Source organism: Cohnella sp. GCM10012308 (genome assembly GCF_042649185.1).
Lineage (GTDB): Bacteria > Bacillota > Bacilli > Paenibacillales > Paenibacillaceae > Cohnella.
Genome location: NZ_JBHRYU010000023.1, coordinates 86,254 through 111,852 on the forward strand (window position 1 = coordinate 86,254; position 25,599 = coordinate 111,852).

The 25,599-nt window shown below is 58.4% G+C and carries 16 protein-coding genes; 5 read left to right on the forward strand and 11 right to left on the reverse strand.

The features are described 5' to 3' along the window. Both ACFOTD_RS22285 and ACFOTD_RS22290 read right to left on the reverse strand, forming a co-directional pair. Nucleotides 1-1,611 (reverse strand): S-layer homology domain-containing protein (locus tag ACFOTD_RS22285; RefSeq protein ID WP_378122139.1); only part of this gene is annotated, 1,611 nt, incomplete at its 3' end. A gap of 233 nt (nt 1,612-1,844) precedes the next feature. Next, complete coding sequence (locus ACFOTD_RS22290) at nt 1,845-3,236, reverse strand: MFS transporter (RefSeq protein ID WP_378122140.1); 1,392 nt, start codon at nt 3,234-3,236, stop codon at nt 1,845-1,847. A 114-nt stretch (nt 3,237-3,350) separates the two neighbouring features. Between ACFOTD_RS22290 and ACFOTD_RS22295 the strand changes: the two genes are divergently transcribed. Further along, nucleotides 3,351-4,244, forward strand: coding sequence for a LysR family transcriptional regulator (locus ACFOTD_RS22295; protein WP_378122141.1), 894 nt, complete (start codon nt 3,351-3,353; stop codon nt 4,242-4,244). Nucleotides 4,245-4,325: 81 nt separating this feature from the next. Here the strand turns inward: ACFOTD_RS22295 and ACFOTD_RS22300 are convergent, their stop codons facing one another. Together ACFOTD_RS22300 and ACFOTD_RS22305 are read right to left on the reverse strand one after the other, a co-directional pair. Further along, the gene (locus ACFOTD_RS22300; RefSeq protein ID WP_378122142.1) at nt 4,326-6,953 is read right to left on the reverse strand and encodes an S-layer homology domain-containing protein; all 2,628 of its coding nucleotides are present in this window, start codon (nt 6,951-6,953) and stop codon (nt 4,326-4,328) included. 5 nt (nt 6,954-6,958) lie between these two features. Next, the gene (locus ACFOTD_RS22305; RefSeq protein ID WP_378122143.1) at nt 6,959-9,052 is read right to left on the reverse strand and encodes a dockerin type I domain-containing protein; all 2,094 of its coding nucleotides are present in this window, start codon (nt 9,050-9,052) and stop codon (nt 6,959-6,961) included. Between the two features lie 201 nt (nt 9,053-9,253). On the opposite strand from ACFOTD_RS22305, the gene ACFOTD_RS22310 reads away from it, so the two are divergent. Continuing rightward, nucleotides 9,254-9,943, forward strand: coding sequence for a response regulator transcription factor (locus tag ACFOTD_RS22310; protein ID WP_378122144.1), 690 nt, complete (start codon nt 9,254-9,256; stop codon nt 9,941-9,943). Here ACFOTD_RS22310 and ACFOTD_RS22315 read toward each other — a convergent pair. Next, on the reverse strand, nt 9,919-12,060 hold the full coding sequence (locus tag ACFOTD_RS22315) for a sensor histidine kinase (RefSeq protein WP_378122145.1): 2,142 nt from the start codon (nt 12,058-12,060) through the stop codon (nt 9,919-9,921). The two genes, ACFOTD_RS22310 and ACFOTD_RS22315, sit on opposite strands and share 25 nt — an antisense overlap. A gap of 97 nt (nt 12,061-12,157) precedes the next feature. Next, entirely contained in the window at nt 12,158-12,895 is a 738-nt protein-coding gene (locus ACFOTD_RS22320) for an SDR family oxidoreductase (protein WP_378122146.1), read from the reverse strand. A gap of 182 nt (nt 12,896-13,077) precedes the next feature. Between ACFOTD_RS22320 and ACFOTD_RS22325 the strand changes: the two genes are divergently transcribed. Continuing rightward, the gene (locus tag ACFOTD_RS22325; protein WP_378122147.1) at nt 13,078-14,052 is read left to right on the forward strand and encodes an AraC family transcriptional regulator; all 975 of its coding nucleotides are present in this window, start codon (nt 13,078-13,080) and stop codon (nt 14,050-14,052) included. A gap of 447 nt (nt 14,053-14,499) precedes the next feature. Here ACFOTD_RS22325 and ACFOTD_RS22330 read toward each other — a convergent pair whose 3' ends face one another. From ACFOTD_RS22330 to ACFOTD_RS22350, 5 genes are read right to left on the reverse strand one after another with little or no spacing between them, the layout of a single operon-like run. Continuing rightward, nucleotides 14,500-16,746 carry an alpha-L-fucosidase gene (locus ACFOTD_RS22330; RefSeq protein WP_378122148.1) on the reverse strand — a complete coding sequence of 749 codons (2,247 nt, stop codon included), beginning with the start codon at nt 16,744-16,746 and terminating at the stop codon, nt 14,500-14,502. Further along, the gene (locus ACFOTD_RS22335; RefSeq protein ID WP_378122149.1) at nt 16,743-18,062 is read right to left on the reverse strand and encodes an alpha-L-fucosidase; all 1,320 of its coding nucleotides are present in this window, start codon (nt 18,060-18,062) and stop codon (nt 16,743-16,745) included. Before ACFOTD_RS22335 ends, ACFOTD_RS22330 begins: the two co-directional genes overlap by 4 nt. A 15-nt stretch (nt 18,063-18,077) precedes the next feature. After that, entirely contained in the window at nt 18,078-19,700 is a 1,623-nt protein-coding gene (locus ACFOTD_RS22340; protein ID WP_378122150.1) for a type 2 periplasmic-binding domain-containing protein, read from the reverse strand. Between the two features lie 48 nt (nt 19,701-19,748). Then, complete coding sequence (locus ACFOTD_RS22345) at nt 19,749-20,633, reverse strand: carbohydrate ABC transporter permease (RefSeq protein WP_378122151.1); 885 nt, start codon at nt 20,631-20,633, stop codon at nt 19,749-19,751. A gap of 26 nt (nt 20,634-20,659) precedes the next feature. Then, nucleotides 20,660-21,619: an ABC transporter permease gene (locus ACFOTD_RS22350; protein ID WP_378122152.1), complete on the reverse strand. Its 960-nt coding sequence runs from the start codon at nt 21,617-21,619 to the stop codon at nt 20,660-20,662. A 223-nt stretch (nt 21,620-21,842) separates the two neighbouring features. Here ACFOTD_RS22350 and ACFOTD_RS22355 point away from each other — a divergent pair, with 223 nt between their 5' ends. Both ACFOTD_RS22355 and ACFOTD_RS22360 read left to right on the forward strand, forming a co-directional pair. Further along, complete coding sequence (locus ACFOTD_RS22355; RefSeq protein ID WP_378122153.1) at nt 21,843-23,426, forward strand: response regulator; 1,584 nt, start codon at nt 21,843-21,845, stop codon at nt 23,424-23,426. Continuing rightward, nucleotides 23,423-25,174: a sensor histidine kinase gene (locus ACFOTD_RS22360; protein WP_378122154.1), complete on the forward strand. Its 1,752-nt coding sequence runs from the start codon at nt 23,423-23,425 to the stop codon at nt 25,172-25,174. The genes ACFOTD_RS22355 and ACFOTD_RS22360 overlap by 4 nt, the downstream gene beginning before the upstream one ends. Nucleotides 25,175-25,599 lie beyond the last annotated feature (425 nt).

Sequence of the window (25,599 nt, forward strand, 5' to 3'; positions counted from 1 at the left end):
CGGCGACGCTGTTGGTGACGTAGTCGGCGACGCTGTTGGTGACGTAGTCGGCGACGCTGTTGGTGACGTAGTCGGCGACGCTGTTGGTGACGTAGTCGGCGACGCTGTTGGTGACGTAGTCGGCGACGTTGTCGGCGATATCGTTGGCGTTGCGCTCGGCGTAGGCGTCGGGGTTGCCGCCGGCGATGTCGTCGGGCTTGTCCCCTGACCCGCATCCGAGTTGCCCGTCTGCCCCGCCGCATTCCCCGACTTCTCTACGTTGGCAGGCTGCTTCTCGAACGTAACGTTCGCGGAAGCCACGATGGCTTTTTGAATCGTGCCTTCGCCTTTGACCGAAGCTCCGCCCTGCAGATTCAACTCGGTCACGCTTACGCTGCCGTCAAGCGTGATCGTCGAGCCGGTTACCGCAGCGTCTACGGTCAGATGCTCGATGGCGCCTGCGGATACCGACAATTTTACGTTCGCTTTCACTTCAATATTTTTAAAGTCGCCGGACAAGGTCACTTCTCCCGCCTGGGAGATCGTGATGCCTTCGATGCCGGCACTGCTCTCGGACTCTACTGTCGCATCCGAACGGATGTCCATCTGCTCGACGACCGTCGTACCGCCGACGACGACGCGCACGCGTCCGCCTACCTTTTCGACGACGATCGACGTCAGGCTGGAATCATCGATGTGGATACTGTTCGGTCCGCCGCCTTTGACGATCATACTGCCGGCGACTATGACGTTCTGCAAATAGACGTCGCCTTCGCCAACGGACTCGGCGATCGTGAGATTGCCGCGAATCGTCAGGTTTTGCAGCGTAATGCCCGGCGCCTGAATCGACACGTCTCCGGCGACGATCGTCTCGCCGCTCGCCGGGCCGTAAGTCCCCGCTTCCGACAGCGCCTTCGGAGCGGCCTTGAACGCCGACGTCTGCCCAGCGTCCGCGCTTCCTTGCTTGAGGATCCGATCCAGCAGCGCTGCCGCCTCAGCGCGGGTCAGAGCCTGGCCCGGCCGAATCGTCGCATTTTCGAAGCCTTTCATGTAACCGGCGTCGATTGCGCCCCTGAAGGCGTCCGCGCTATAAGCGGGAACCGCAGAGCGGTCGCCGAACGCGCTTAACGGGTCCGTGCCGGTTCTCGTCAAGAAAGGGACGAGCCGCGACAGAATGACGGCTGCCTCGGCACGGTTCAATGGCTGGTTCGGCCGAAACGCTCCCAGCGAATCCCCTTGAACATAGCCCGCTTGCGATGCGATGCTGACTTGCGCAGCGAACCAATTCTCCGGTTGAACGTCCGAAAAAACGGCCGCGCCCGGAACGCTAAAACGAAATAGCTTGTTCACTAATGTCACGAACTCGGCTCTCGTGACGAGACTATTGGGCCGGAACGTGCCGTCCTGGAAACCGCTGACGATTCCCTGGTTCGAGAGGTCCGTAATTTCCTGTTCCGCCCAGTGACCCTTCGTATCGTTAAATGAATTCAAAGTGCTTAATAGGTTCTGGATCGCTGCTTGTCCGCTCTCGGCTGCGGCGCGATTCGCCGGAACGAGATTCGCCAGCATGGCCAGCACAAGCAAGCAGCTGACAAATATACGATTTCTTTTGTGCATCAAATGATGGTACACACGTTTGCCCCTCTCAATGTTGACACGCTCCGACACAAATATGGTTCATATCTACCATTTTAACTGATCCAGATGTCAGCAGGATGTCGAAACTAAAAATAAATGTAAAATATTCGACATTTATTTAATAGAGAAGAAAGCTAGAAAACGGCGACCGTTCCCCGGTTGAATGCCGGAGTTCGATTCGCCGTTTCGTTGGGACATCGCGCTAGCTGGCCTGCGTTCTGATTCTCTTACTCTCGGACGCCCCCCGCCGCCGGCACGGACGCGCTGCGCCGCAAGTTCATCAAGACCAGGACCAGCGCGATCGCCGCGAGGAAGACGCCGAGCTGCCGGAAGCCGACAACGCTGAACGTCCCGCCCATGATCATGCCTGTCAGCAGCGAAGATAGAATCGTCCCGAGATATCTCGATGTATTAAAGAGGCCCGAGGCTACGCCGGTTAGTTCTTTGGGCGCGCTTTTAAACAGGGCGGCCTGCATGCCGACCGCGTTCAGTCCGTTGCCGATCCCGAAGGCCGCCAATGCCAGGCTCGCGCCGATCGCAGGCGAGGACTCGCCCAGCGTAACAAGCCATAAGGAGCCGAGCATCATCAGCATGGCGGCCGCGATCAGCGCGGGCCGCGGTCCCGATTTGTCGATCCATTTGCCCGCGAACGGAGAAGCGACGAGCGAGCACAGTCCCAGGGTCAGCATCAGAAGCCCCGCGTGGAACTCGCCGATATGGCGAACCGTCTGCAGATAAGAGGGAACGCCGAAGAAGAGCGCATAAAAGAGCAGGTTGACGAGCAGGTATTGCACATTGACCCAAGTCATGGCCGGGTATTTGGCAAAGGCGCGCAGCGGAATAAACGGTGCCGCCGTCGTCAGCTCGTGCCTCGCGAATGCGGTCAGCGACATTAGGCCGATCAATCCGACGGCAACGTTCCCATACGAGGCATGCCCGGACGACTTGATAGACAGCAATCCTACGAGCAGACCTAGCAGTCCCGCCGTAAAAAGCAAAATCCCGATCGCGTCGATTTTCTCCGACCATTTTCGAAAAGTCAGCTTGCCGGACTCTCCTGTCGGACCGTCCGCGGGAATCGCGCGCCTCGCCAGCAGGAAGCTCGCCGCCACGAACGGAATATTGACGATAAAGATCGCATGCCAGTCCCACCGCGCCAGCATAACGCCCCCCGCAAAAGGACCGATCGCCGCCGCTCCCGACAAAAATACCGACAGCACGGACAGGGCCGTCGCCTGCTTTTCCGTCACGTGCATTCTTACGATCGCCATGCCGACCGCGACCAGCATGCTCGTTCCGACGGACTGCACGACACGCGCCGCGATCAGCCATCCGAAGCTGGGCGACAGAGGGGCCAGCATCGAGGCGACAAAGGATACGGCAAGACCCGCGAGGAAGATTTTCCTGCGGCCGAATAAATCGCTGGCCTTGCCCATAACGGGCTGGGCAACCGCGCTCGCCAAATAAAAAGAAAAGATGATCCAGGAGACCTCCGTATAATCGAGCTTGTAAACTTGCTGCACCCGCGGGATCGCGACGGCGATCATCGAAGAATTTAACGGATTTAATAAAACGCCCAACCCGACCGCGATCAACAGCTTTTTGCTGCGTACATCCATCTGGCTCCCCCCTCCAAATACCTCTACAGCCATCTTACTTAACGCCATTCATTTACTCCAACGCATTTTAAGTTATGATATCATTGACTACGAGGAATGATTGGAGGTGTCGTCATGGAGCTTCTTCAGCTGCAATATTTTATCGCGGTCGCCCGCCTGGAGCATATGACCGAAGCCGCGCGGAGCCTGCACGTGACGCAGTCGTCGCTCAGCAAAACGATCCAGCGCCTGGAGGAGAGCCTCGGCGTGCCGTTGTTCGACCGGACGGGCAGGCAGCTGCGGTTGAACGCGTTCGGCAGCCGGTTTCTGCGCCGCGCGGAACGGGCTTTGTTCGAACTGGAGCAAGGGAAGCAGGAGCTCGGCGATCTGGCCGATCTGAAGGAAGGCACGCTCAAGCTGGCGATGACGACCGCGAGCACGCTGCCCGGCATTTTGAAGGCATTTCGGAAAAGGCGTCCTTCCGTCCATTTCCATGCGCAAATGGCGAATCTGACGGAGATGATCGCGCTGCTTCGCCGCGGCGAGGTCGACTTCTGCATCACTTCGCCCCCCGTCGAGGAGGAAGACATTCACTGCCAGGTCGTGTTCGTCGACCCTTTCGTGCTGGCGGTTCCTAAGGGGCACCGGTTGGCCGATCGCGGCAGCGTATCGCTGGAGGAGCTTAAGGACGAATGGTTTGTCGGCGTAAAAAAGGGCTACGGCACGCGCGATTTGCTGGATGTCGTCTGCGATGCCGCAGGCTTCGTCCCCCGTTACGTGTACGAGGGCAACGAACCCGCAAGGCTGAGCGCCCTTGTCGAGGCCGAGATCGGCGTGGCCTTTATGCCCGGCACGGCAAAGTACCCGCAGGAAAATGTCAGGTATCTTCATCTTGAGGATGCCGGATTGACGCGGGAAATCGCTTTGCTGTGGCACAAGAGCCGCTATCTGTCGCAGGCCGCGCTGGATTTTCGCGAGGTCGTGCTGTGCTATTTTGCAGAGCAATCCGAGCGCCCGTTTAAGGGCTAAATGTGTCCGGCTCTCCTGCGATTGTGACCTGCGCACAAAAAAAAAAGGAAACCCTCGGGACGAGGATTTCCGTTCCTTGCTTTAATCGTTTGCGCTCCACTGCTCGCGGCCCTCGGCGTTCATCGTGTACCGATGCGTTACCGACGCTTCGAGGATGTCGCGATATGCCCAGTGCGTGCCGGGAACATCGCGCCATGTCGCGCCGGCTGCCTGCGCGGATGAAGCGTCGCGGCCGAGCAGCTTATTCACGATCGCCACGGCTTCAGCGCGCGTCACGGGCTTATTCGGAAGGAAGCTGCCGTCCTCATAACCCTTGATGATGCCGGCGCTTTGCACTTGCTTGATCGCCGCTTCCGCCCACGTGCCTGCGGTGTCCGTGAAGCCCTTTCCGGCATCGCTGACGGCAGTCGTGCCATCCATCAACTTTGCCGCCAGGCTCGCCAGTTCGGCGCGCGTGATCGGCTTTTCCGCGCCGAACGTGCCGTCCGCGTAGCCCTTCATCAGCCCCATCGTCGTTACCGACGAAATCACGTTCTTGGCCCAGTAGCCGCTCGGCACGTCGCCGTATGCGATGTCGGCCGTCGTAGCAGGCAGCGTCACGGTCCGCGCCAGGATCGACGCGATCTCGGCGCGCGTAATCGTCCGCTCCGGACGGAACGTGCCGTCGGCATAGCCCTTCACATACGCTTCGTGTGCCGCGCCATCCGTCTTCACGAGCGTGAACGTGCTGAACTTGTTCACTTTGAATTCAACGCCCTGCACGCCGCTATCGTAGGTAACGAGCTTGCCGTGCAGCAGTTCCTTCGTTCCGTCGCTGTGCTCGATGAAGATCCCCAAGCCCGCAAGCTCCGCCTGGCTCAGCGTTACACCCTTCAGCGGCATGACCAGCGTGACCTCGCGGCCCTGCAGGTTCGTTTCAATCGTCATCGGACGGCCGACGACCGTGACGCCAAGCTCGCCTGCCGCCGCCTTCACGGCCGCATCCTTTTCAGCGCGCGCCTTGGCTTCTTGCTTGCCGGCCTCGCTCTTGATCGGCACGAACCGGAAGTACAGCTCGTCCGTGAAGTCCTGCAGCGACGCTGCCGGGATCTGTACCTTCACGTTGTCCGTCACGATGCCGAGTCCGATTTTAGCGTCCCGGATCAGCTGGCCCGCATCCTTCGGCACGGTCACGTTCACCTCGGACACTTCGTCCTTCGTATCCGTAATGATGATGTTCGCCATCTTCGAACCCGCGGCGATGATGCTCGCCACCGTCTGCTTCGCCTGATCTGCCGTCAGCACGACCTTATCGCTCTTCGTGCCGTCCGCTTTTTTCGTGCGCTCGATCTGCGCCTTGGCGACCGCGCCGCCGCTCGCGGAGCCGGCATCCTTCACGTCGACCGTAATAATCTCCTTGTCCGGCTGCGCAGCCGAGGAAGGTGCGTAAACCTCTACGCTGCCCGCCGTCAGCGTCTTCACCGTCTCGTAAGCCGCGACGTCCGTCACCGTGAACTGCCGCAGATCCGCCTCGTCGGCAACCTTCAACGCGTAGTTGCCATACGCTGCATCCGTCTTGATCTTGAATGTTACCGTGAACAGCTTGTCTCCCATCTCGAGCGCCTCGTCGCCGCCGGAGATATCCGCCCAGCTCGCCGACAGCCAGCCTGCTTCGTTATCGAAGCCGCTATCGAACAGTTCGCCGCCAGGTCCGGCGATGTCCGTCACTTCGAGAGCCGACGAATCGAATGAAAGCCGCATGCCGTACGAGCCGATTCCCGCCGAAGCATCCGTCAACTTCACGGGCACCGCAACAGTCGCACCCTGCAGGCCTGACGCTTGACCGATCGTCACAGCTGCGGTCTCTCGAATCCCCTCGACAGGTCCCGTTGCCACGCTAAGCGCAGCTGTTCCTGTCGTCGCGCCTCCCTCGGCAATAGGCGTCACCTCGAAGAACAAATATTTGCTCTGCAGCGCTGCGGTCAACGCCAACGACTTGTCCGTCGCTTCCTGGATTACGGTCCTGTCCGTACCTGCCGCATCGGACGCTGCGTACCATTGATACGCCGATGTTCCCTCTGCGTTTCCTTCCCGGTCCGCATACTTGTAACCGCCCGTCAGCGTCTGTCCGACCGCCGGCGTACCGTCAAGTCCGATGTCCGCGGCCGTAGGCGCGTCGTTCTCGATCGTCACCTGCGCGCCGCTCAAGCTCTCGATCTCGACAGCTTCCGTATCGAGCGTATAGGAGCCCTCCTGCAGCAGGATGTCGGTCGCTCCCGGCGCCGCATCCTTGTTCACGGTGAAGGTCAAGGTAAATACATCCGCTTGCTCCATTACGAACCCGGCGATACCGCTGCCGAACGAGTCCGCCTGCACGTACACGGTGCCCGCCACCGAAGTATCCGCGTCGAAGTGCTCGGCGTCCGCTTCGTCGCTTACGGCTCCCTGCAACGTCAGCACTTGCGGATCGTACTGTAAGCGCATCGTGTACGCCCAGAAGGCATCGTCATAGTCCGCTGCGTAACCCGGCTCCAAGGAGACGGTCACATCCACCGTCTCCCCGCCCCGACCCGTAACATCCGACGCCGCAGCGGCGAACGGCTTGGACGGTTGTCCGGCGTTCGCCGATACGGGCAGCAGTCCGAGCGTCAGGCACAGCGCCAGCAGCGCGGCTGCCAGCCGTTGACCGCTCCTGACGCTTCCTTTCATGAATCGCAGTATGGTAGTCATGCCGCTCACACTCCCTTGCCGTTGTAAATATTAAGTATAATCGCGGCATCGGCAGCATCGACATCGCCGTCGTTGTCCATATCGAGCATGACCTTCTGCTCATCGGTCAGCGAGATCTTGCCCGCCAAATACTTGTTAATGATAAGCGCATCGGCCGGCGTAACATATCCGTCTCCGTTGACATCGCCCTTCACTACGCCTACCGGTCCAAGCGGGGCACTCTCCGTCGGCGTGCCGCTCGTTGTGCCGGCTGCAGCGCCAGGCGTCACCTCGAAGGTGATGTACTTTTTGAACTGGGCGGCCTTGAGGACGAGCGTCGTGCCTGTCTCACCGGATATGATCGTCTTATTCGTACCGGCAGCGTCGTCGGAAGCGTACCATTTAAAGACCGTAGCGCCTTCTGCATCCTTCTCCGCGTCTACATAGCCATAGCTGCCAATTAACGTTTGATTCAGATTCAGGCCACCGGCAATGCGAACATCTTCAGCCGTCGGTGCCGCGTTCGCCGCGACCGGAGAGGAGCTCGTATACGTAACCGGGATACCCGACTGCGTACCGGCCGAAGCAACCGGCGTTACTTCGAAGATAATGTATTTGCCGGCATAGGCGCTTGTCAGCTGCAGCGTTTCCATCGTTGCTTCCGGAATGACCGTCTTCCCCGTACCCGCGGCGTTGTCAGACAAATACCACTTGAACGTCGTTGCGCCTTCGGCATCGCTTTCCGAATCTTCGTACTTATAAGTGCCTGTCAGTATGCCGCCTTCCTTTAGCGTGCCGGAGAAGCTCACGCCGCTCGCCTTTGGCGCTTCATTATCCGGCCCCATCCGCACCACTCTTACTTGATTGGCAGTACCGTTGCTCTCCAAGAATATCGCGTACAGGCCACTGTCGCCGCCGTGAGAATGAACGACTAAATCGCCATAATTTGAACTCTTCGTCGCATCTTTGTTCAAGCCATTCCCGCTCGCCGGCTCAGCGGAGGTCCAACTGGTGCCGTCATACTTTTTTGCGCGTATCGTATTGATACTGAAGTAATTCTGCGCCCAAATCGCGTACAACTTACCGTCGTACACGGCGAATCTGGCAAATGAGTCGCTTTCATACTTCCTGTGGGTTGCAATTCCTTTGACCGGGTCTCCGCCGTCCGCGGAAGTCCAGGCCGTGCCGTCAAACTTTTTCACGCGAATCTCGCTGCCGTTGTCGATCGACTCCACCCAGCTCGCGTACAAATTGGAAGGTTCCGAACCGGCGCCGTACACGGCCAGCCTGGGTCGCATCCCGGACATGCCACCGTTTACGTTAAGACCGCTTGTCCCACCCCCGTCTGCGGAGGTCCAGCTCGTGCCGTCATACGCTTTGACGCGAACCTGGTACTTATAATTGACGTCCGCCTCATGCCAGGTGGCATACAGCTTGCCGTTCCAGATGGCCGCCTCGGGATATTGCGCAGTGTGACTCTCATCATAATTCAGCGGCGTCCCGCTCGTCAGACTCCAGGTGGCTCCGTCATTGTTATATTTTCGCATCCATATGAGCGTCTTGATTCCTGTCGACTCGTCCCAAAGCAAGTATAAAGCGTTGTTGTATACGACAAGCTTGGCATCCCGGGCATTGATGTTCGGATTGAAGTTCAGACCGTTCGCACCGTTGCCGTCGACCGACGTCCAAGATGAACCGCTGAGCTTTTTGACGCGTATCTGCCACATCGGTCCGACTTCTTCCCATGCGACATACAACTCGCCGTTGTATATGGCCAACGAAGGATTTTTCGCTTCTTTGTCTGACGAATAGTTAAGCGGATTGCCATTGTTGGCATCGATCCAGTTATTCGTGTCGTCGTCGTACTTTTTAACCCGGATTTGTGTCGTCTGCCCGTTTGATTCCGCCCACGACGCATAGAGCGATCCGTTGAATTCGACCATCACCGGAATTTGCGCGCTTTGACTCACGTCCGCGTTAATGCCACTCTCGCCGTTTCCGTCGATGAAGGCCCAGGATGCTGCCGAGACCGACGAATGGCTGAATACGGACACCACCAACAACATCAGGGCCAGCGCGCCTGCGCCGACACTCCAAGTTTTCTTCTTTCTGATAGTCAAGCGGATTCCTCCCCGTGTCATGGTATGGCTCTTCTGCACAACTCCGTCCGGACGCCGCCGTCGACAAATTCATACAATTTCCCCATAACGAAATGAAGTATAATGGAGACGGCACATTACGCCTAGTAACGGAAAGACACAATAAAAGTGACCTTTAGTCACCTCGCCCAGTACAACCCATGCAGCGGAAAGGACTACATCGTGCCGACAAAAACATGGAACGTGCTTATCGTGGAGGACAATGCGTTGATGCGGGGAGGCCTGCAGCTGGCCATCGACAGCGAGCAGGATCTGAACGTCGTCGGCACGGCCGCGAACGGCCTGGATGCGCTGGAATGCTGGGAACGGCTCCGGCCCGACATTATTCTCATGGACGTGCAGATGCCCCAGATGGACGGGATCTCTTGCATCAAGGAGATTCGCAAGCAAGACGATCGGGTGAAGATCGTCATTTTGACGACGTTTAACGAAGAGGAATATATATTCGAAGGCCTGGCGAGCGGGGCGAACGGGTACTTGCTCAAAAGTCTGGATATCGACAAGCTGATCCGGACGATCCGCGATGCCGCCGGCGATGCGTTCGTCCTGCCTGCTGAGGTCGCGGCCAAGGTCGCCCGCTACGCCGTAAACAACTCGCAGACCGCGCGGCAGCAGCAGATGATGGACCGGTTCATGGCGCAAGATACGCTGTTCACGCACAAGGAACGGCAGATGATCTCGCTCCTGATGCTCAAGCTGCCCAACAAAGAAATCGCGGCCAGACTCTCCCTCACCGAAGGCACGGTGAAGAACAAGCTGACCGTCATATACGATAAATTAAACGCGAGCAGCCGGTACGATGCCGCCCGGCTGCTGAACGAATATATTCACGGCTTCGATTCCGGCATCTGAAGCGGACTTGCAGCCTCGGCGCCGAACGCAAGCGGCAGCGCCATGCTAAACGTGCTTCCCGCCCCCTCCTCGCTCTCCACGCCGACCGCGCCTCCATGCCGCTCGACGATTTCCTTTACGATCGCCAGCCCCAGACCGCTGCCGCCCTCATTGTTTTCCCGCTGCGTGAAAAACCGGCGGAAGACATGCGGCCGCATCTCCTCCGGGATGCCCGTGCCGTGATCGCGAACGGCGATGACAAGCGCGCCTCGCGGATGCGCCGGATCCGGACGAACGTATGCTTCAAGCTCGATCGCCTCATTAACGCCTCTGCTGAACTTGACCGCGTTGTCGATGTAATTTTGCAGCGCCTGCGCGATGCGGACCGGATCGATCGTAGCGGTCGCTTCCATGCCGTCCTCCGTCTCCAGACGCCACGCGCCCCTGCCCAGCGTGATCCCCGCGTGCCTCAGATCCGGTTCGAACTTGCGGTAGGTCGCTTCAAGCCATGGACCCATGACGACCGTCTGGAATTGAAATGCCTGTCCGCCCGACTCCAGCTTGGACAGCTCGAATAGATCATCGACCAGACGCTTCATATACCCGGTATGCTCGAGCAGCTGCCGCGTCAGGTCCTCCCTGTTCGTACCGGCCTTTCCGCGCAGCATCAATTGCAAATAAGTCTGAATGCCGACCAGCGGCGTACCCAGATCGTGCGCGATATTGAGCAGCATTTTGGTCCGGGTATCGTTCGCTTCGCGGAGACTGCGCGTGCGCAGCGTCACCTTGTGCTCCAGCTCCGCATTAAGCCGGTTCGTCTCCGCCAGCAGCATATGGTTGCGCGTCGACAGCTGCGTGTAGCGGTACGATACGATAATCGCCTGCGCCATAATAAAAGGAACGACGCTGTATCCAAGCAGCTCCGGCGTATCGGCCAGCCTCAGATAATACAGCATATCGTTCAGCGATGCCGCTACGATGACGCCCAACGCAATGAGATGGATGAGCGCGCCTTCTCTTTTTCGCAAATAGGCCCGTACGCCGACATAAAACAGGAAATAAAGCAGCACGGCCGCCTTGACGACGGTCTGAATCAGCATCGTCTCTGTATAGACGCGGGCGGGCGTCAGCGCAACGAACAGCAGCAGGGCGCATGCGATGGCGAGCGAGATTCTCACCATCATCCGGCCGGTCTCCTGCGGGTACAGCCGCTTCATCAGGAAGATGCAGGCGACGAGGCCGCCGATCTCGCTCATATATTCGAGCTTGACGAGCAGCTCCCAGCTCTCGATGCCGAGCAGCTGCGTGGATACGTAGCCGTTGATGAACAACGTCCGCAGCGACACCGCCAGCGCCAGCAGGCCGACCCACAGCGTCGCTTGTTCCCGCCTGCGCATGACGAAGATGATCAGATGATAAATGCCGATCATCAGAAAGCCGCCGATGACGAAAATGTCCGTCAGCAGCTCCTTAAGGACGAACGGAATGAGCGCGGCCGTATCCCCGTAGACGATGTCCCGGTTGATCCCGCCTTCGCGGAACGAGTAGTTGGACACCTGCATGACGATCTCCACCGTGCGGTCGCGAGGCTGAAAAAACACCATGTTGATATGCGCCTGCGGTCGCTCTTCGCCCAGCGCGGTGCCCACCTTGCCCAGTCCTTCCATCTCCGCGCCGTCGATCCACAGCCGGTAGGCGCTTCCGACGGAACGGATGAAGAGCGCCTTGCCCTGGCCGACATCGGAAGCGGGAACGCGCAGAAGAAGCCGGTAAGTACCATATCCGTGCGCGTCCCACGAGGAAGGAACCGTACGGTAGGAACGCTGCATATCGTTTAATTGCAGATCCTGCGGTTCGAGGAGCTTGTTCCAGTAAAATTCCCACTCGCCGTCAAGCGCGATCTTCTGCTCGCCGGCGTCGGCATCGTCGCCGATTTGCAGGGCGCCGCCTGCCGCATGCGGCTGCGATTGCGTTTGTGATTGCGGCTGCGATTGCGGCTGTAATTGCATCTGCGATCGAGCGTCGCCCGCCGCGAACGACCGCTGCGGCAGCGATGCCGCAGCGGCTGCCAGCATCAACAAGATCAACAACGGGGCCAGCTTCCCCATCCAGCTTCCGGGCATCCATCTTCCCTGCATCCGATCCCGCCTCTTCGTTCGACAAAATACGCGATTATGCTGTAAGCATACTTCACGCTTGCCTGCGGGTAAACGGGTTTTATACTATACTAGCCAATCAATTAAAACCGCCGTTCACGCGAAGGGTTTGCCCGGTGATCCAGCGGCCTTTGCCCCCGGCGAGCAGCTCCACCGCGTTCGCGATGTCTTCGGGCTCTCCCAAACGTCCGAACGCGTTCATCCGCCGAAACGATTCGACCAGCTCGTCGGATTTGCCAGTCAGGAACAGCTCGGTCGACACCTGTCCCGGCGCGATGCAGTTGATCGTAATGTCCTTGGGACCGAATTCCTTGGCCAATTGACGCGTCAACTGTTCGACGGCGCCCTTGGTCGCGGCGTAGACGCTGTATGTCGGCAGCATCGCGCCCGCTACGGAGGTCGAGAAGTTGATGACCGATCCGCCCGGCGACATATGCTTCATCGCTTGCTGGCAAGCAAAAAACGTCCCTTTTACGTTGATGGCGAATTGACGGTCGAACGCCGCCTCCGTCACGTCCGCGATCGCCGCATTATCCATGATGCCGGCATTGTTGACGACGATGTCGACGCGGCCGTATTGTTCAAGCGTCCGTTCGAAAAGCGCTTCGACGTCGCATACTTTGCTAACGTCGGCGCCGATGGCGAACGCTTCTCCGCCGGCTTGCTTGATCGTCTTTACGACTTCGTCCGCCTTGCCCGGATTCGAAGCATAATTGACGATCACCTTCGCGCCGGAGCCTGCCAGTTGAATGGCGATCTGCCGCCCGATTCCTCTCGAAGCCCCTGTGACGATCGCGACTTTTCCCTGCAATTCCATATCGAATCTCTCCTTTTGGTTTAAACGGCCGCCCCGCTGACTGCGTCCGACCTCGTATCCTCATTATAGGAAAGCTTGGCTCTCGCAGGGTAGAACAGACGTATTCGATCCTTGCCTATTTCTCTTCGGACCGGGTATGATAAAAAAAAAACGCGAAGCGCGCGGGAAGGAGACGTCGACCGATGAATGAACCTTCGCGCATAGAGCAGGCCCGGCAGCGATTGGCGAATGCGATTCAGCGCCATGCTCCGAGAAGCGGCACGCATCGAACGGCCATACCGGATTTGACGCTGCTGCATGCCGTGCGAACGTCCGAACCGCTGGAGTCCGTCTACAAGCCCTCGATCTGCATCGTGGCGCAGGGCGCCAAAACGGCTGCCGTGGCGGACGGTACCTATACCTACGACCCGATGACGTACCTGGTGACTTCCGTCGAGCTGCCGATCTTCGGCAAAATCGTCGAGGCATCGCCCGAGGTGCCCTATCTTAGCCTGAAGCTGTGCTTCGACGCCGATGTCATCCTGGACATTGCCGGCGAGATCCAACGTCCTGAGCTCATCTCCCCGGAAGCTAGCCGCGGCATTACCGTGAGCCGCATGTCTCCCGCCTTGCTCGAAGCCGCCTGCCGGCTGGTCGAACTGCTGGATGCGCCCGAGGATGTACCGGTGCTGGTTCCCCTCGTCATTCGCGAGATGGTGTACCGCCTGCTCCAAGGCGAACAAGGACCGCTCCTTCGCTCGTTCGCGACGGTCGGCAGCCAATCGCATCTCATCGCCCAGTCTGTCCGATTGATCAACCGGCAATACGAGCGACCGATTCGCGTCGAAGAGCTGGCGGACGCCGTCAACATGAGCGTGTCGGCGTTCCACAAGCACTTCAAGCGCGTCACAGCCATGAGCCCGCTGCAATATCAGAAGACGGTGCGTCTGCAGGAAGCGAAGCGCCTGATGCTGTCGGAAGCCGCACCGGCGTCCGAGGCGGCTTTTCGCGTAGGCTACGAGAGCCCGTCTCAATTCAGCCGGGAGTACGCCCGCTTGTACGGACGGCCGCCGATGCAGGACGTGCAGGAGCTTCGCGAGGCGGCGGAGAGCGGGGCGGGCGGCTTCGGAGCGGGTAGCGTTGGGGCGGGCGGCTTCGGGAAGGGTAGGGGAGAATAGTCGCGATAAGCCGTTCTTGCGAGGGTTGCGATAGCGGGCCGCGCAAGATAGATGCAAATATGCAGTTAATCATGGGTAAAAAACGGAGGCTGAGAAAATACCTGCGAATGTGCAGTTATCTTCTCTGGCTGAGCTCGTTTGGCGCCAAACGAGCGGAAATAACTGCATTTTTGCAGGTATCTGCTTCATATCGGGGAGTTTGGGCGAAAATAGATGTACGATTGCAGGTATTGCCGCCAGACTGCCGCCACACCGCCGCTCGAACCGTCACCTGTACCCGAACCTGCACACCTGCACTTTTATCGCCTGCACCTACACCGCCACCTGTCCCTGCATCGCCACCGCGTCCCTCCCCCGCCCGCACGCCTTTTTAAAGCAACCACGCAGCAAAACAGCCCCCGGTCGTTCCGATCGGAACGGCCAAGGGCTGCAATGACTGGCTTAGGTCTACTGGAACGACAAGGCGTCCACTTCTACGTAATAGTTCGTCGATCTTACGTTTTTGCTGTTCTTGGCCACCACTTTGATCGTGTGCGTGCCGGTCGTCAGGCCTTGCTTGCGATAGACGGCGACGTCGGTGAAGCGTTCCTCGCTGTACAGATCGACCGTCTGGTCCAGCACGCCGTCGATATACACGTCGGCCATCCCGTGGTCGGCGTCCGTCTTGCCACGCCATTCGACGCTCGTTCCCGTGAAGCTGGCTTGCATATACGCGCCGGTCGAGGTCGTATGATGGCCTGTATCGCGATAATAACCGGTGCCGGTCGAGATTCCTGTGCCCCACGTACCGGAATAAGCCAGCTGCGAGCTGCTGTCGTCCCAGGTGACGATCGGCGTGCCCTTCGAGCTGTTCAGCCGGTCGATCTCCACGTAATAGCCGGTCGAAGCCGCGTTCTTGTCGCTGCGCGCGACGATCTGGATCGTATGCGCCCCGTTCGAGAGTCCGCGCTTCACATAAATTTGATTATCGATATAACGATTGGCATTATAGAGATCGACGGTCTGATCGAGCGTGCCGTCGATATACACGTCGGCTTTGCCGTGGTCCGGACCGATGACGCCGTACCATTCGACGCTTGCGCCGTTAAACGTATATTGCGCGTAGCTTCCGCCAGCCGTCGAGAAGTGTCCCGTATTGTTCCAATAACCGGTTCCCGAAGGTACGCTGGTCAGCCACGTGCCGGCGTAGGTAAACCCGCTGGCCGTGTCGTCGATGACCGTCGGCGTCCCCGTCGTGACGTTGAAGCGGTCCACCTCCACGTAGTTGCCCGTCGACGCGCTGTTTTTGTCGCTCCTGGCAACGATCTTGATCGTATGTGGACCGTTCGTCAGGCCGACCTTGGAGTAAATCTCCGTGTTGACGAAGCGATGGACCGCGTACAAATCGACCGAATTGTCCAGCGCGCCGTCGATATAGACGTCCGCCGTGCCGTGATCGGGACCTTTGACGCCGGACCAGACCACGTTGGTGCCGTTAAACGTATATTCCGAGTAGCTGCCCGTAGTCGTCGTAAAGTGCCCGTTGTTCCCCGAATACCCCGTTCCCGACGGAACGCTGGTCAGCCAGGTTCCCGAATAGGCAATGCCCGCGTCGTTGTCTTCCACCACGGTTACGCCCGGCCCTACGCCCGCGATCGCGTTATGCATGTTGACCAGCTGCGCATATTGCGGAGAATTGATATGACCTTCCTTGCTGACGTTCGGTCCGATGGAGATGACGCCGCTCTGATTGGTCACCGTCGAAAAATAGTTGGTCAAATCCAGCGTCGAGTACTTGAAGCCGTTCCGCGCCCAATCGTAGCCCTGATAGGCCGTCTCGCTCCACTGGACCCCGCCGATCCACCTGGAATAAGGCGCCGCGTTGTATTGGGAAGGCACGTATTGGAGCAGGTTTTGCTCGCCCGTAATATAATCCGCGTGTGTGGTCATCGGCGCTTCTACCGACAGACCCGGATCGAAGGAAACGATCGCGTCGGCATTGCCGTGCTTGGCGGCCGCGGCGAAGGTCTGAAAATTGTGCGCGGCCGTGTAATCCGTATACGCCTGCGAAATATCCGGCTTGCCGTACATGGCGCCGTTATTGTAGGTCCCGTCGAACCACCAGCCTGCGACTTTCGAACCGTAACGGTCCGACCATTCCTGAATCACGCTCTCCCATTTGGCCTGGAAGGCTTGCGGCGCCAGATGGTCGTAGATCGGCGTCGGATCGCCGAGCGCCGCAACCGCGTCCGGATCGTCCGAAGGCGAGCGGGCGGGCAGGTACAGCATGAGCTTGATGCCGTAAGGATTCAGCGCGTCGTACAGATCCTCCGGCAAATCCCGCGTCGACATCTTCGACGTAGAAGCGGTGCGCCCGACGAGGCTGTCGTACGTCGCATTCGGCGAAGCGAAGTAACCGCTGTTCTGACCGAGCGTAAAAATGACGTACTTCGCACCGGTCTCGCTCACTTGCTTCGCAAAATAATCGACGTCGAAGTTGTCGACCAGCGTGTTCCAGTCGCCCGTAATATCGCCGCCGCCGTACAGCCACTGAACGAACAGCCCGAATTTCCCCTGCATGAACCAATCCGTGTTGGCATTGTACGTCTGGGCCTGCGCGCGATGAGACGGAATGACTGCCAGAACAACCAGTAAAGCCAGAACCAACGCATACGTACGATTAGAACGTTTAAATGGTCTTTGACGCATCGTCATGCTTGAACCCTCCCTTGGCGGATGGCTTGCTTAATGGCTTGCAGTTGCTCCAGTTGCCGCGGATCGAGACGGCCGAACCGGTTGACGTGAACGTCCAACGCGATGACGCCTTGCAGCTCGATGGCGGACTTGACCCAATCCGTCAACTCGCCGGTCGGCCAGTTCAGCCCCGTATTGCCCCAGCCCGCCAGATCCGTGACGAATCGCCCCAGGAACGTCCAATGGAACCACTGCACGCCTTCCCGTTCATCCGCCCATCGCCCGTTCGGGGGCAAAGGACCGATCTCGTTGGTCTCTCCCGCCGTATAGTCCTCGAGCGGCGAATTGACGAGCCGGTCTCGGAAGATGCCGCCGTTAAAGGCCACGATGCGCGACGGGTTGCCCGACTTTGCGGCGCCGGCCAGACTGTACCAGTTGTATGGCTGCGTCAGGTCGTCGTAAGCCTCCTGGAACCACATGCCGTCGAACCACCAGCCCGCCAGCTTTTCCCCGTACCGGTCCGACCATTCGCGGATGACCGCCTGCCACTTGGCCTGCGTCTCCTGCGATGGCGCGATCTCCACCGGATAATCGAATGCCCGGTTGATCGCGTGATCTTCTCCTTCCAGATGCGCCTTGCTCGGCGGGTTGGCCGGCACGTACAGGATCAGCTTAATGCCGTGAGGCGCCAGGGCGCCGGCAATCTCAAGCGGCAGATCTCTCGTCGAGGCGCGTTCGCCCGGCTGCAGGACGGCGATGCGATCGTAGGTCGCGTTGGGCGAGAGCAAGTAGCCGCTGTTCTGGCCGAGAGTCAGAATAACGAAGCCGGCTCCGCTCTCTACGACCTGCTCCACATAACGATCGACGTCGAAGCCGGCGATCACCTCGTCCCAGCGCTCCCCGTCCTGCCATTTCTCGCCGTCGTTCGGCGCCACCCGGTTCATGAACTCCGCCAGTAAATGGTGCGAGATGCCATATCGGGCGTCATACAGCCAATCCGTATTCGGATTTCCTTCCGCATCGGCAATGGGTCCGATCGTGTCGCTGGTCAAGACGAGACGCTCATCTCCGTTGGCGAGCACCGTCTCGCACCTGACATAGCGGCCGACGGAGGCCGCGGAGAGCGGCAGAACATCGTAGTACGCACCGGCGATTGGCGCATAAATCCCGTCCTTGGCATCCGAAGTGAGCCAACGGTAGGATGGCCCCTCGTGCCCCTCGTACCGGGCGGATTCCCGCTCCGGCAAAATGATCCTGGCTTGCAGCGCGCCCTTCTTGCGGGGCAAGCCCGTTATTTCGACGCGCGCTGCGTTAACGTTCTCACGATTGGACGGCACGGGCATCCGCTCCTCTCATTTCTTATTGAGCTGGTCCAAAGTCGCCTGCGCTTCGGCCAACACCTTGTCGCCTCCGGCCTTTTTCCAGTCCGCTACGTACTTGTCGAATTCGCTAATCGGCCTGCGGCCGGTGATGAAGTCGATGAAGCTCTTGATCGTAAGCTGCGTCAGCGCGTCCTGGAATTCGTCGTAAGCCGGCTTGGCCAGCGGCGTCATGAAGTCGTATTTGCCGATCCCTTTGCTCGCCGCCGCTTCCTTGACAGGCATCAGGTCGCCCCGCGTCATGAACGGCGCCTGGAAGTCGTAATCGTTGAAGCTGGCCGGCGCGTGATAATAGTTGCCGATGCCGAACTTCGTGCGCTCCTCATCCGTGTCGTAAGGCGGGATGTAGGCGTAGGTGCCGTCGCTCTTGATTTCGAACGTCTTGCCTTTTTCTCCGTAGTGGATTTTCGTATACAGGTCGAGATCGAAGGAGGTCGCGTCGAACATTTTCAGATAGGCCGCCATCTTCGCGGGATCCTTCTCGAGCTGCTTGCCGAACTGAATGCCCGTTCCGAGCATCGGATTGCCCTGCGTGATGCCGAAGCTGCCGCTCGGCCCCTTCGGACCGCTGGACAGCGCCCAATCCGCGTCCGGTACGTTTTTACGCAATTGGGCGTAATACTTCCCTTCGTAAAAGGCTTCCGGCTGGATGAACTCCCACCACGACCTCTGCACGGCGCCGACTTTGCTGGAAATGACCTTATCGTCCACGTTGGAGTCTTTGTTGACGAAAAATTCCGGATCGATCAAGTCGGCCTTGAACCATTTGTTCAACGTCGTCAGCGCTTCCTTGGCGCCCGGTTCGATCTCTCCGCGCACGGCCTTGCCGTCCGCATCGACGGTAGCGCCCGGATATACGCCGTACGCGCCGAAGACGGACGAGAAAATGGTCTGGATCGTCGTGGCGCTGGCCGTCATGCCGTAGGTGTCCTTCTTCCCGTTGCCGTCCGGATCGTCGTTGCGGAACTTGGTGAGCGCCCCTTCCATCTCCTCGACGGTGTCCGGCGTCTTCGCGATGCCGACCTTCTTCAGCCAATCTTGCCGATAGCCGATGATCTCGGAGGAGGAAGCGAGCGTCCACAGCACCGGCAGATTATAGATCTTGCCGTCCTCGTGCCGGACGAACCGCATCGGATCGGCGCCGAGATTTTTCTCCAGCCAGGCCATATATTTCGGCGCGTTCTGCTGCAGCATATCGATCGGAATCTCCGCCGCCGCCCCTTGATCGGCGAACTTGTCGGCGTCGGCGAACGGCACTTCCTTCCACCAGTCCGGAATGTCGCCCGAGGCGATCTGCAGCAGCAGCTTCTCCTTGATAGCCGCCGCGTCGTTCGTCGAGTTGTAAAAGCCGATATCGACGCCGAACTTGTCGCGAATCGCGTTCATCGCATATCCGTCGAGATTCGTCTTGTCCGCGTCGAAGTTCCATACCATCAGCTTCATTTTTTCGCCGGATGCCGACGCCGAAGCTGAGGCCGCAGACGCGCCGGACGATGCCGCGGCATTGCCGTCATTGTCGTTGCCGCATGCCGTCACCGTCGTCGCCAACAGCGCCGTTCCCAGCAGCATCGAGATTCTTTTCTTCTGTTTATCCATCTGAACCGCTCCCTCGAGTGTCGTTTTTCGAATCTGTATATAAAAGGCTCAGCCTTTTATAGCGCCTACCATGACTCCTTGGACGAAATACTTCTGCACGAACGGGTAGACGACCAGCATCGGTATGATCGACAGCATGACGACCGCCGCCTGCAGCTGCCTATCCGTATATTCGCTGTGCGTGTTCATCTTCTGGATCATCGCGTTCATGTCCGCCGTATCGTTTTCGATGAGAATCTTGCGGAGGACGACCTGAAGCACCTGCTTGTGCCCGTCGGCGATATAAATCAGACTGTCGAACCACGCGTTCCAGTGACCGACGCCCACCCACAAAGCAAGCGTCGCCAGCACGGGCGCGGACAGCGGCAGGATGACCGAGACGTAGATTCGCAAATAACCCGCGCCGTCCACGCGCGCCGACTCCTCCAGGCTGTCGGGTATGGAACGGAAGAAATTGCGCATGACGAGCGCGTTAAAAGCGCTGAGCGTGCCGGGCAGCACGAGCGCCCACACCGAATTCAGCAGATGCAGCTCGCGAATCAACAAGTAATTCGGGATCAGGCCGCCGGTAAACAGCATCGTCAGCAGCAGAAAGCCGGTCAAGGCGCGATTGAAGGGCAAATCCTTCTTGGACAAGGGATAGGCGGTCAAGGAAGTCACGACAAGCATGCACAGCACGCCAAGCACGGTTCTGACGATCGTATTGAGATAACCCGTCCACAGCGGCGTAAAGTGAAAGGCCAGGCGGTAAGCCTCGAATGAGACATGCTCCGGAACGAACATCAGGCGGGTCGAATAGACGGAAGCGCCCGTCTCCAACGAGGTAACCAGCTGCGTCCAAAACGGATAAAGCGTGAGCAGCATGAGCAGCGTCATCGACGCATACAGGCATAGATCCGCAGCCATGCCGAGCCGCGTTTTACGGTAAACCATCTTCTCACCTCTTCTCGTACGTTGGTCTACCAAAGCGTGTGATCGTTGCCTCCGACGGCTTTGACCAGACGATTGACGCTTAGCAGCAGGATTAACGCCACTACCGATTTGAACATGCCGACCGCCGTGGAATAGCTGTAATCGGCATTAATGAGCCCCAGCCTGTACACGTAGGTGTCGATGACGTCGGCAACGCCGTACACCTGCGAGTTGTACATATTAAAGATCTGATCGAAGCCGGCATCCAGAATTGTTCCCATCGAGAGAATGAGCATGATGGAGATGACGGGCGCCAGCATCGGCAGCGTAATCTGGATCATGCGCCTGAACCGGCCGGCCCCGTCCATGATCGCCGCCTCGTGAAGCTGCGGATCGACGCCCGCGATCGCCGCCAGAAAAATAATCGAGCTCCAGCCGAAGCTCTGAAAAACCGAGGTGCCGACCAGGATGCTTCTGAAGTAACGCTCGTCGGCCATGAATACGACCGGCGCATGACCGAACGCCTTGACGAGGGCATTGACGGGTCCGTCTAGAGAGAAGAGCGTCGTGAAGATGCCCGCAAGCACGATCCAGGAAATAAAATGCGGCAAGTACGACACCGTCTGCACCCATTTGCGGAAAAGCGGACGTCTAATCTCGTTAAGCAGCAGCGCGAACGCGATCGGCGCCGGGAAACCGAAAATCAGCTTATAGACGCTGATCAAAATCGTGTTTTTGAGCACGACGTAGAAATGCGGATCGTCGAACACCTTGTTAAAGTGCTTCATGCCGACCCAGGGACTGTCGAGAATGCCCGAGGTAATGCGGAAGTCCTTGAAGGCGAGCACCAGCCCGTACATCGGTGCGTAATTAAATACCAGCAAGAAGATAAAGCCGGGGACGAGCATTAAAAACAACATCCGGTATTGCTTGAACTTGTTGAACCGTCCCTTCGCCCGACCGCTCGAACGGGTCTGGACGGCGGATTCCGTTGCGGTTGCCTGCATCGCTCGCTTCCTTTCCAGCGCTTGCCGAACGCCCTCTGCTTGTGCCTTGCATGAGTAATCTTAGCAAGCCGGAATGGCTTTGTATCGTTCTCATTTCTTCGATTCGTTTCAGTTTTTTTCGTTGTTGGCCGACGCTGCCGCATACCGCTTGACGCCTTTTCTCCAGGTAAGCAATAATCGATTAAAGCGCTTACGCTAACCTGCAACGGAAAGAAGGCTGGCTATGTTCCGCATCCTGATCGTCGACGATGAGCCCTTCGAGCGTGACGGCGTCGTCTTTCTCATTCGCAAGTTCGGTCTGGATCTATCGATCGCCGAAGCGGAGAGCGGCGAAGAAGCGCTTGCGTATATGAAGACGCACGCCGTCGATATTCTGCTGACCGACATCCGGATGCACGGAATGGACGGCCTGCAGCTGGCAAGGCAAGCGCGGGACCTGCAGCCGCATGTCAAAATCGTCATTCTGAGCGCCTACGGACAATTCGAATATGCGCAGCAAGCGATCGACCTGCAGGCCGTTCAATACGTGCTGAAGCCCGTCGAAGTCGAGAGCTTCATGGAGACGCTTCAAAAAGCGATCGATCTGTGCGCGGAGGAACGGCGGGAGTCGGAACGGCAATCCCGGCTTCAGCAAGTGTACCGCCGCGGCATTCAGTCGGAGAAAATCACGCTGCTTGCCGACCTCATGAGCGAGAGGGAAAACGAAGCTTCATCCGAGGAAGACGTCAACGGCGAGCTGCTGCGATTGCACCGCTTGTTCGCCGGCCCCGGCGTTTCCGAAGATCGCTCGTACCGCTTCTTGATGCTGGATACGCGACTGCGTTTTTTCGATACGGTCGATGCCGGATTCGAAGCGCTGGTGGGCGATCGGCTGGCATGCGAAGGCTCCGTCATGGTTTTGAACGAATATCAGGCACTTGTCCTCATGGAAGCGCACGCTGCGGAGACGGAGCGCTCGCTGGAGCGGATGTGCGAAGACTTGCTGCGCTGGTTCAAGCGGCAATACGGCAAGGAGCTGAGCATCGTGTGCAGCGGCTCGTTTCATGATGTCGCGCAGATGCGAGCCGAATACCGCAAATTGGAGACCATGCTCGAAAACAAGTTTTTCTACGAGGAAGGCTTCGTCTTGTTCGTCGACGCCCCCCAACCGCAGCTGCAATCGTCCGCGATTGCGGAGCGGGCGATCGCGGATATTTCCCAGTGCTTGTCGCGCAAGGAGTGGGACGTCGCCCAGGTCCGCTTCGTCAAGCTGTTCGACGATTTGAAGAACGGCGGACATTTCTCGGTGATCTACGTCAAGTACATCTGCTCCGAAATTATTCGCCCGCTCCTCCAGACGATGCGTAAAGGAGATTCCGACTACTTCCGGCGCACGCTCGAAGCGATCTTCCGCACGGCCGCGCTGAAGGAGCTGCGGCAATTGATGCTCGACCTGTTCAGGGAATGCGGCGCCCGTACAGATCAAGCAGTTCCGACGGAAGCCAATCATAAAGTCGTGGACGAGGTCATTCAGATCATCGGGCGGGAATATCATACCGACTTGTCGGTCGACACGATCGCCGAACGCGTCTATCTGACGCCGAGCTACTTAAGCCACTTGTTTGCCAAGCAGACCGGCGTGAGCCTGATCAAGTATTTGACGATGCACCGGCTGGAGAAGGCTAGACAGCTGCTACGAGAAACCAACCGCAAAATCGTCGAGATCGGCGCCGAAGTGGGCTATGCCAACTATCCGTATTTTTGCTCGCTGCTCAAAAACTATTACGGCAAAACGCCCACGCAAATCCGGGAGGAAGGCCGGGCATGATCGCCGCAATCCGGCATGCGGTCAATCGGCTGAGGTTCAGGCAGAAGCTCGTGCTATCCTACTTGTTTATCAGCTTGATCCCCATTTTGTTTCTTGGGACGTATTCCTATAACCAGTCGAAGCATTTCCTGAACAACCAGGCGATGGACGACTTCCGCAGCAGCGCGGGCATCTTCGCGGAAAGCATCCGCGCCAACATGGACCGGTACGAAACGATGGCCAGCCTGGTGCTTTACAACGATATCATTCAAAAGATTCTGTCCAAACGTTACCTGGACCTGTTCAATTTGTACGATGACTTGACGGAGTTTCTGAACCCGTATTTGAACATGCTGCTTAACCTGAACAAGGACACGCTGCAGCTCACCATCTACACCGAGAATCAGATGCCCGAGTACGGCGACTACATCAATCGGATCGAACGCATTGAAGGCCTGCCATGGTATGCAGAGCTGCGGAACGGCAATCGGCCGCAGTGGTTCCACGACCCGAACCAGCTGTTCCTCGCGAGCCGCTTCCCCAAGCTGCGCCCGGCCGGCAATGCGGACGGCGCGGCAGGAAGCGCGGGCGACGACAATGTCCTCTACATCCGCGTGAACAATCGCAATTTGTTCGCAAGCCTGCCAGACGCGATGAAGGACCAGTTGGTATTCCTCGTGGATGTCTCGGGAGCGACGGTCTACGCCAATCAGACCATGGACGAACAGATGACGCGCACGCTCGCCGGCATCGTGAACAGACCGGAGGGTCATCTGAAAATCGGCGGGGCCGATATGATCCTGATCAAGCAGCCCGTCGCCGCGACCGACTGGCTGCTGTATTGCCTCGTTCCCTATCGCAACCTGGCCCAGCATTCGGGCAGCATCGTCCGGGCTACGCTTATCGTCGCGGGACTTTGCTTGCTTTTTCTGATCGTGATCATCGCGGTGTTCGCCAAATCGATGATCCGGCAGATCTACAAGCTGAACAACTGGATGCGGCGCGTCGAAGAAGGAGAGCTCGAGCTGAGAATCAAGAGCACGTCGATGGACGAGATCGGCGAGCTGACGCGCCGGTTCGGCAACATGCTGCAGCGGATCAATGAGCTGATCAACGAAGGCTACAAAAACAAGATCAAACAGAAGGAAGCAGAGCTGAGCGCGTTGAAATCGCAGATTACGCCGCATTTTCTTTACAACACGCTCAGCTTCATAAATTGGAAAGCCGTGAAAAGCGACGATCTCGAGCTCAGCCGGATGGTCACCAGCCTCTCCAAGTTTTACCGGACGGCGCTTAATCGCGGGGATAACATGATCTCCGTGCGCGACGAGATCGAGAACATGAAGTCCTACGTGGACATCGTGCTCATGACCAGCGGCCACCGCTTCGACGTGATCTGCGACCTGGACGAGACCGGCTACGGGTACGGCACCATCAATCTGATCCTGCAGCCGCTCATTGAAAATGCGGTCAAGCATGGCATCAACAAAAAGACGGACGGCAAAGGCTTGCTGGAAATCAGCCTGCGCGTCGGCGAGGACACGATCGAATTCAGCGTTCGCGACAACGGGCCCGGGATCGAACCGCGCCTGTTGGGCGAGCTGCTGACCAAGCCTACCGCCGGCTACGGTCTGAAAAACGTGGATGAGAGAATCAAGCTCGTATTCGGCGCCGAATACGGACTGCTGATCGATAGCGAGGTTGGCAGAGGAACGTGCATGCGGGTCGTTATTCCGAAACAGGCGATGCGGAGCGGCGGGGGAGAATAAGCGGGGAGCGTGTCGTCGAAAATGGGACGGGGCAGCGCGATGCCGAGCGGCAGCAGCAGCAGCAGCGCCAGCCGTACTTCGTTGCCCAGCAGGTTCATCAGCCTCAACTCCGTTCCGCCGATTCACGGCACATCCCCCCCTCCCCCGCCGAGATAGCTGCCAAAAGGCATTTATAACGCAAGACTTGCCCGATCAAACAGAAATAAGTGTTGAAGAGCAGTTAATTGCTCCCTGAACGCCGCAACCGAGCGAAACGAGAGAGATTAACTGCTCTTTAGCCATTAATAGGCCCATCAGGCGCGGCTGAACAAAAATAAATGCTTTTTAACACTTATCGCCTTGCTCCAGCCTGCCGGCCTCCGCCACAGTCTGCGATTATGCTTATTTGGGGGAAATGTCGTTCTGCTCCAGAAAAAAAGAAACCG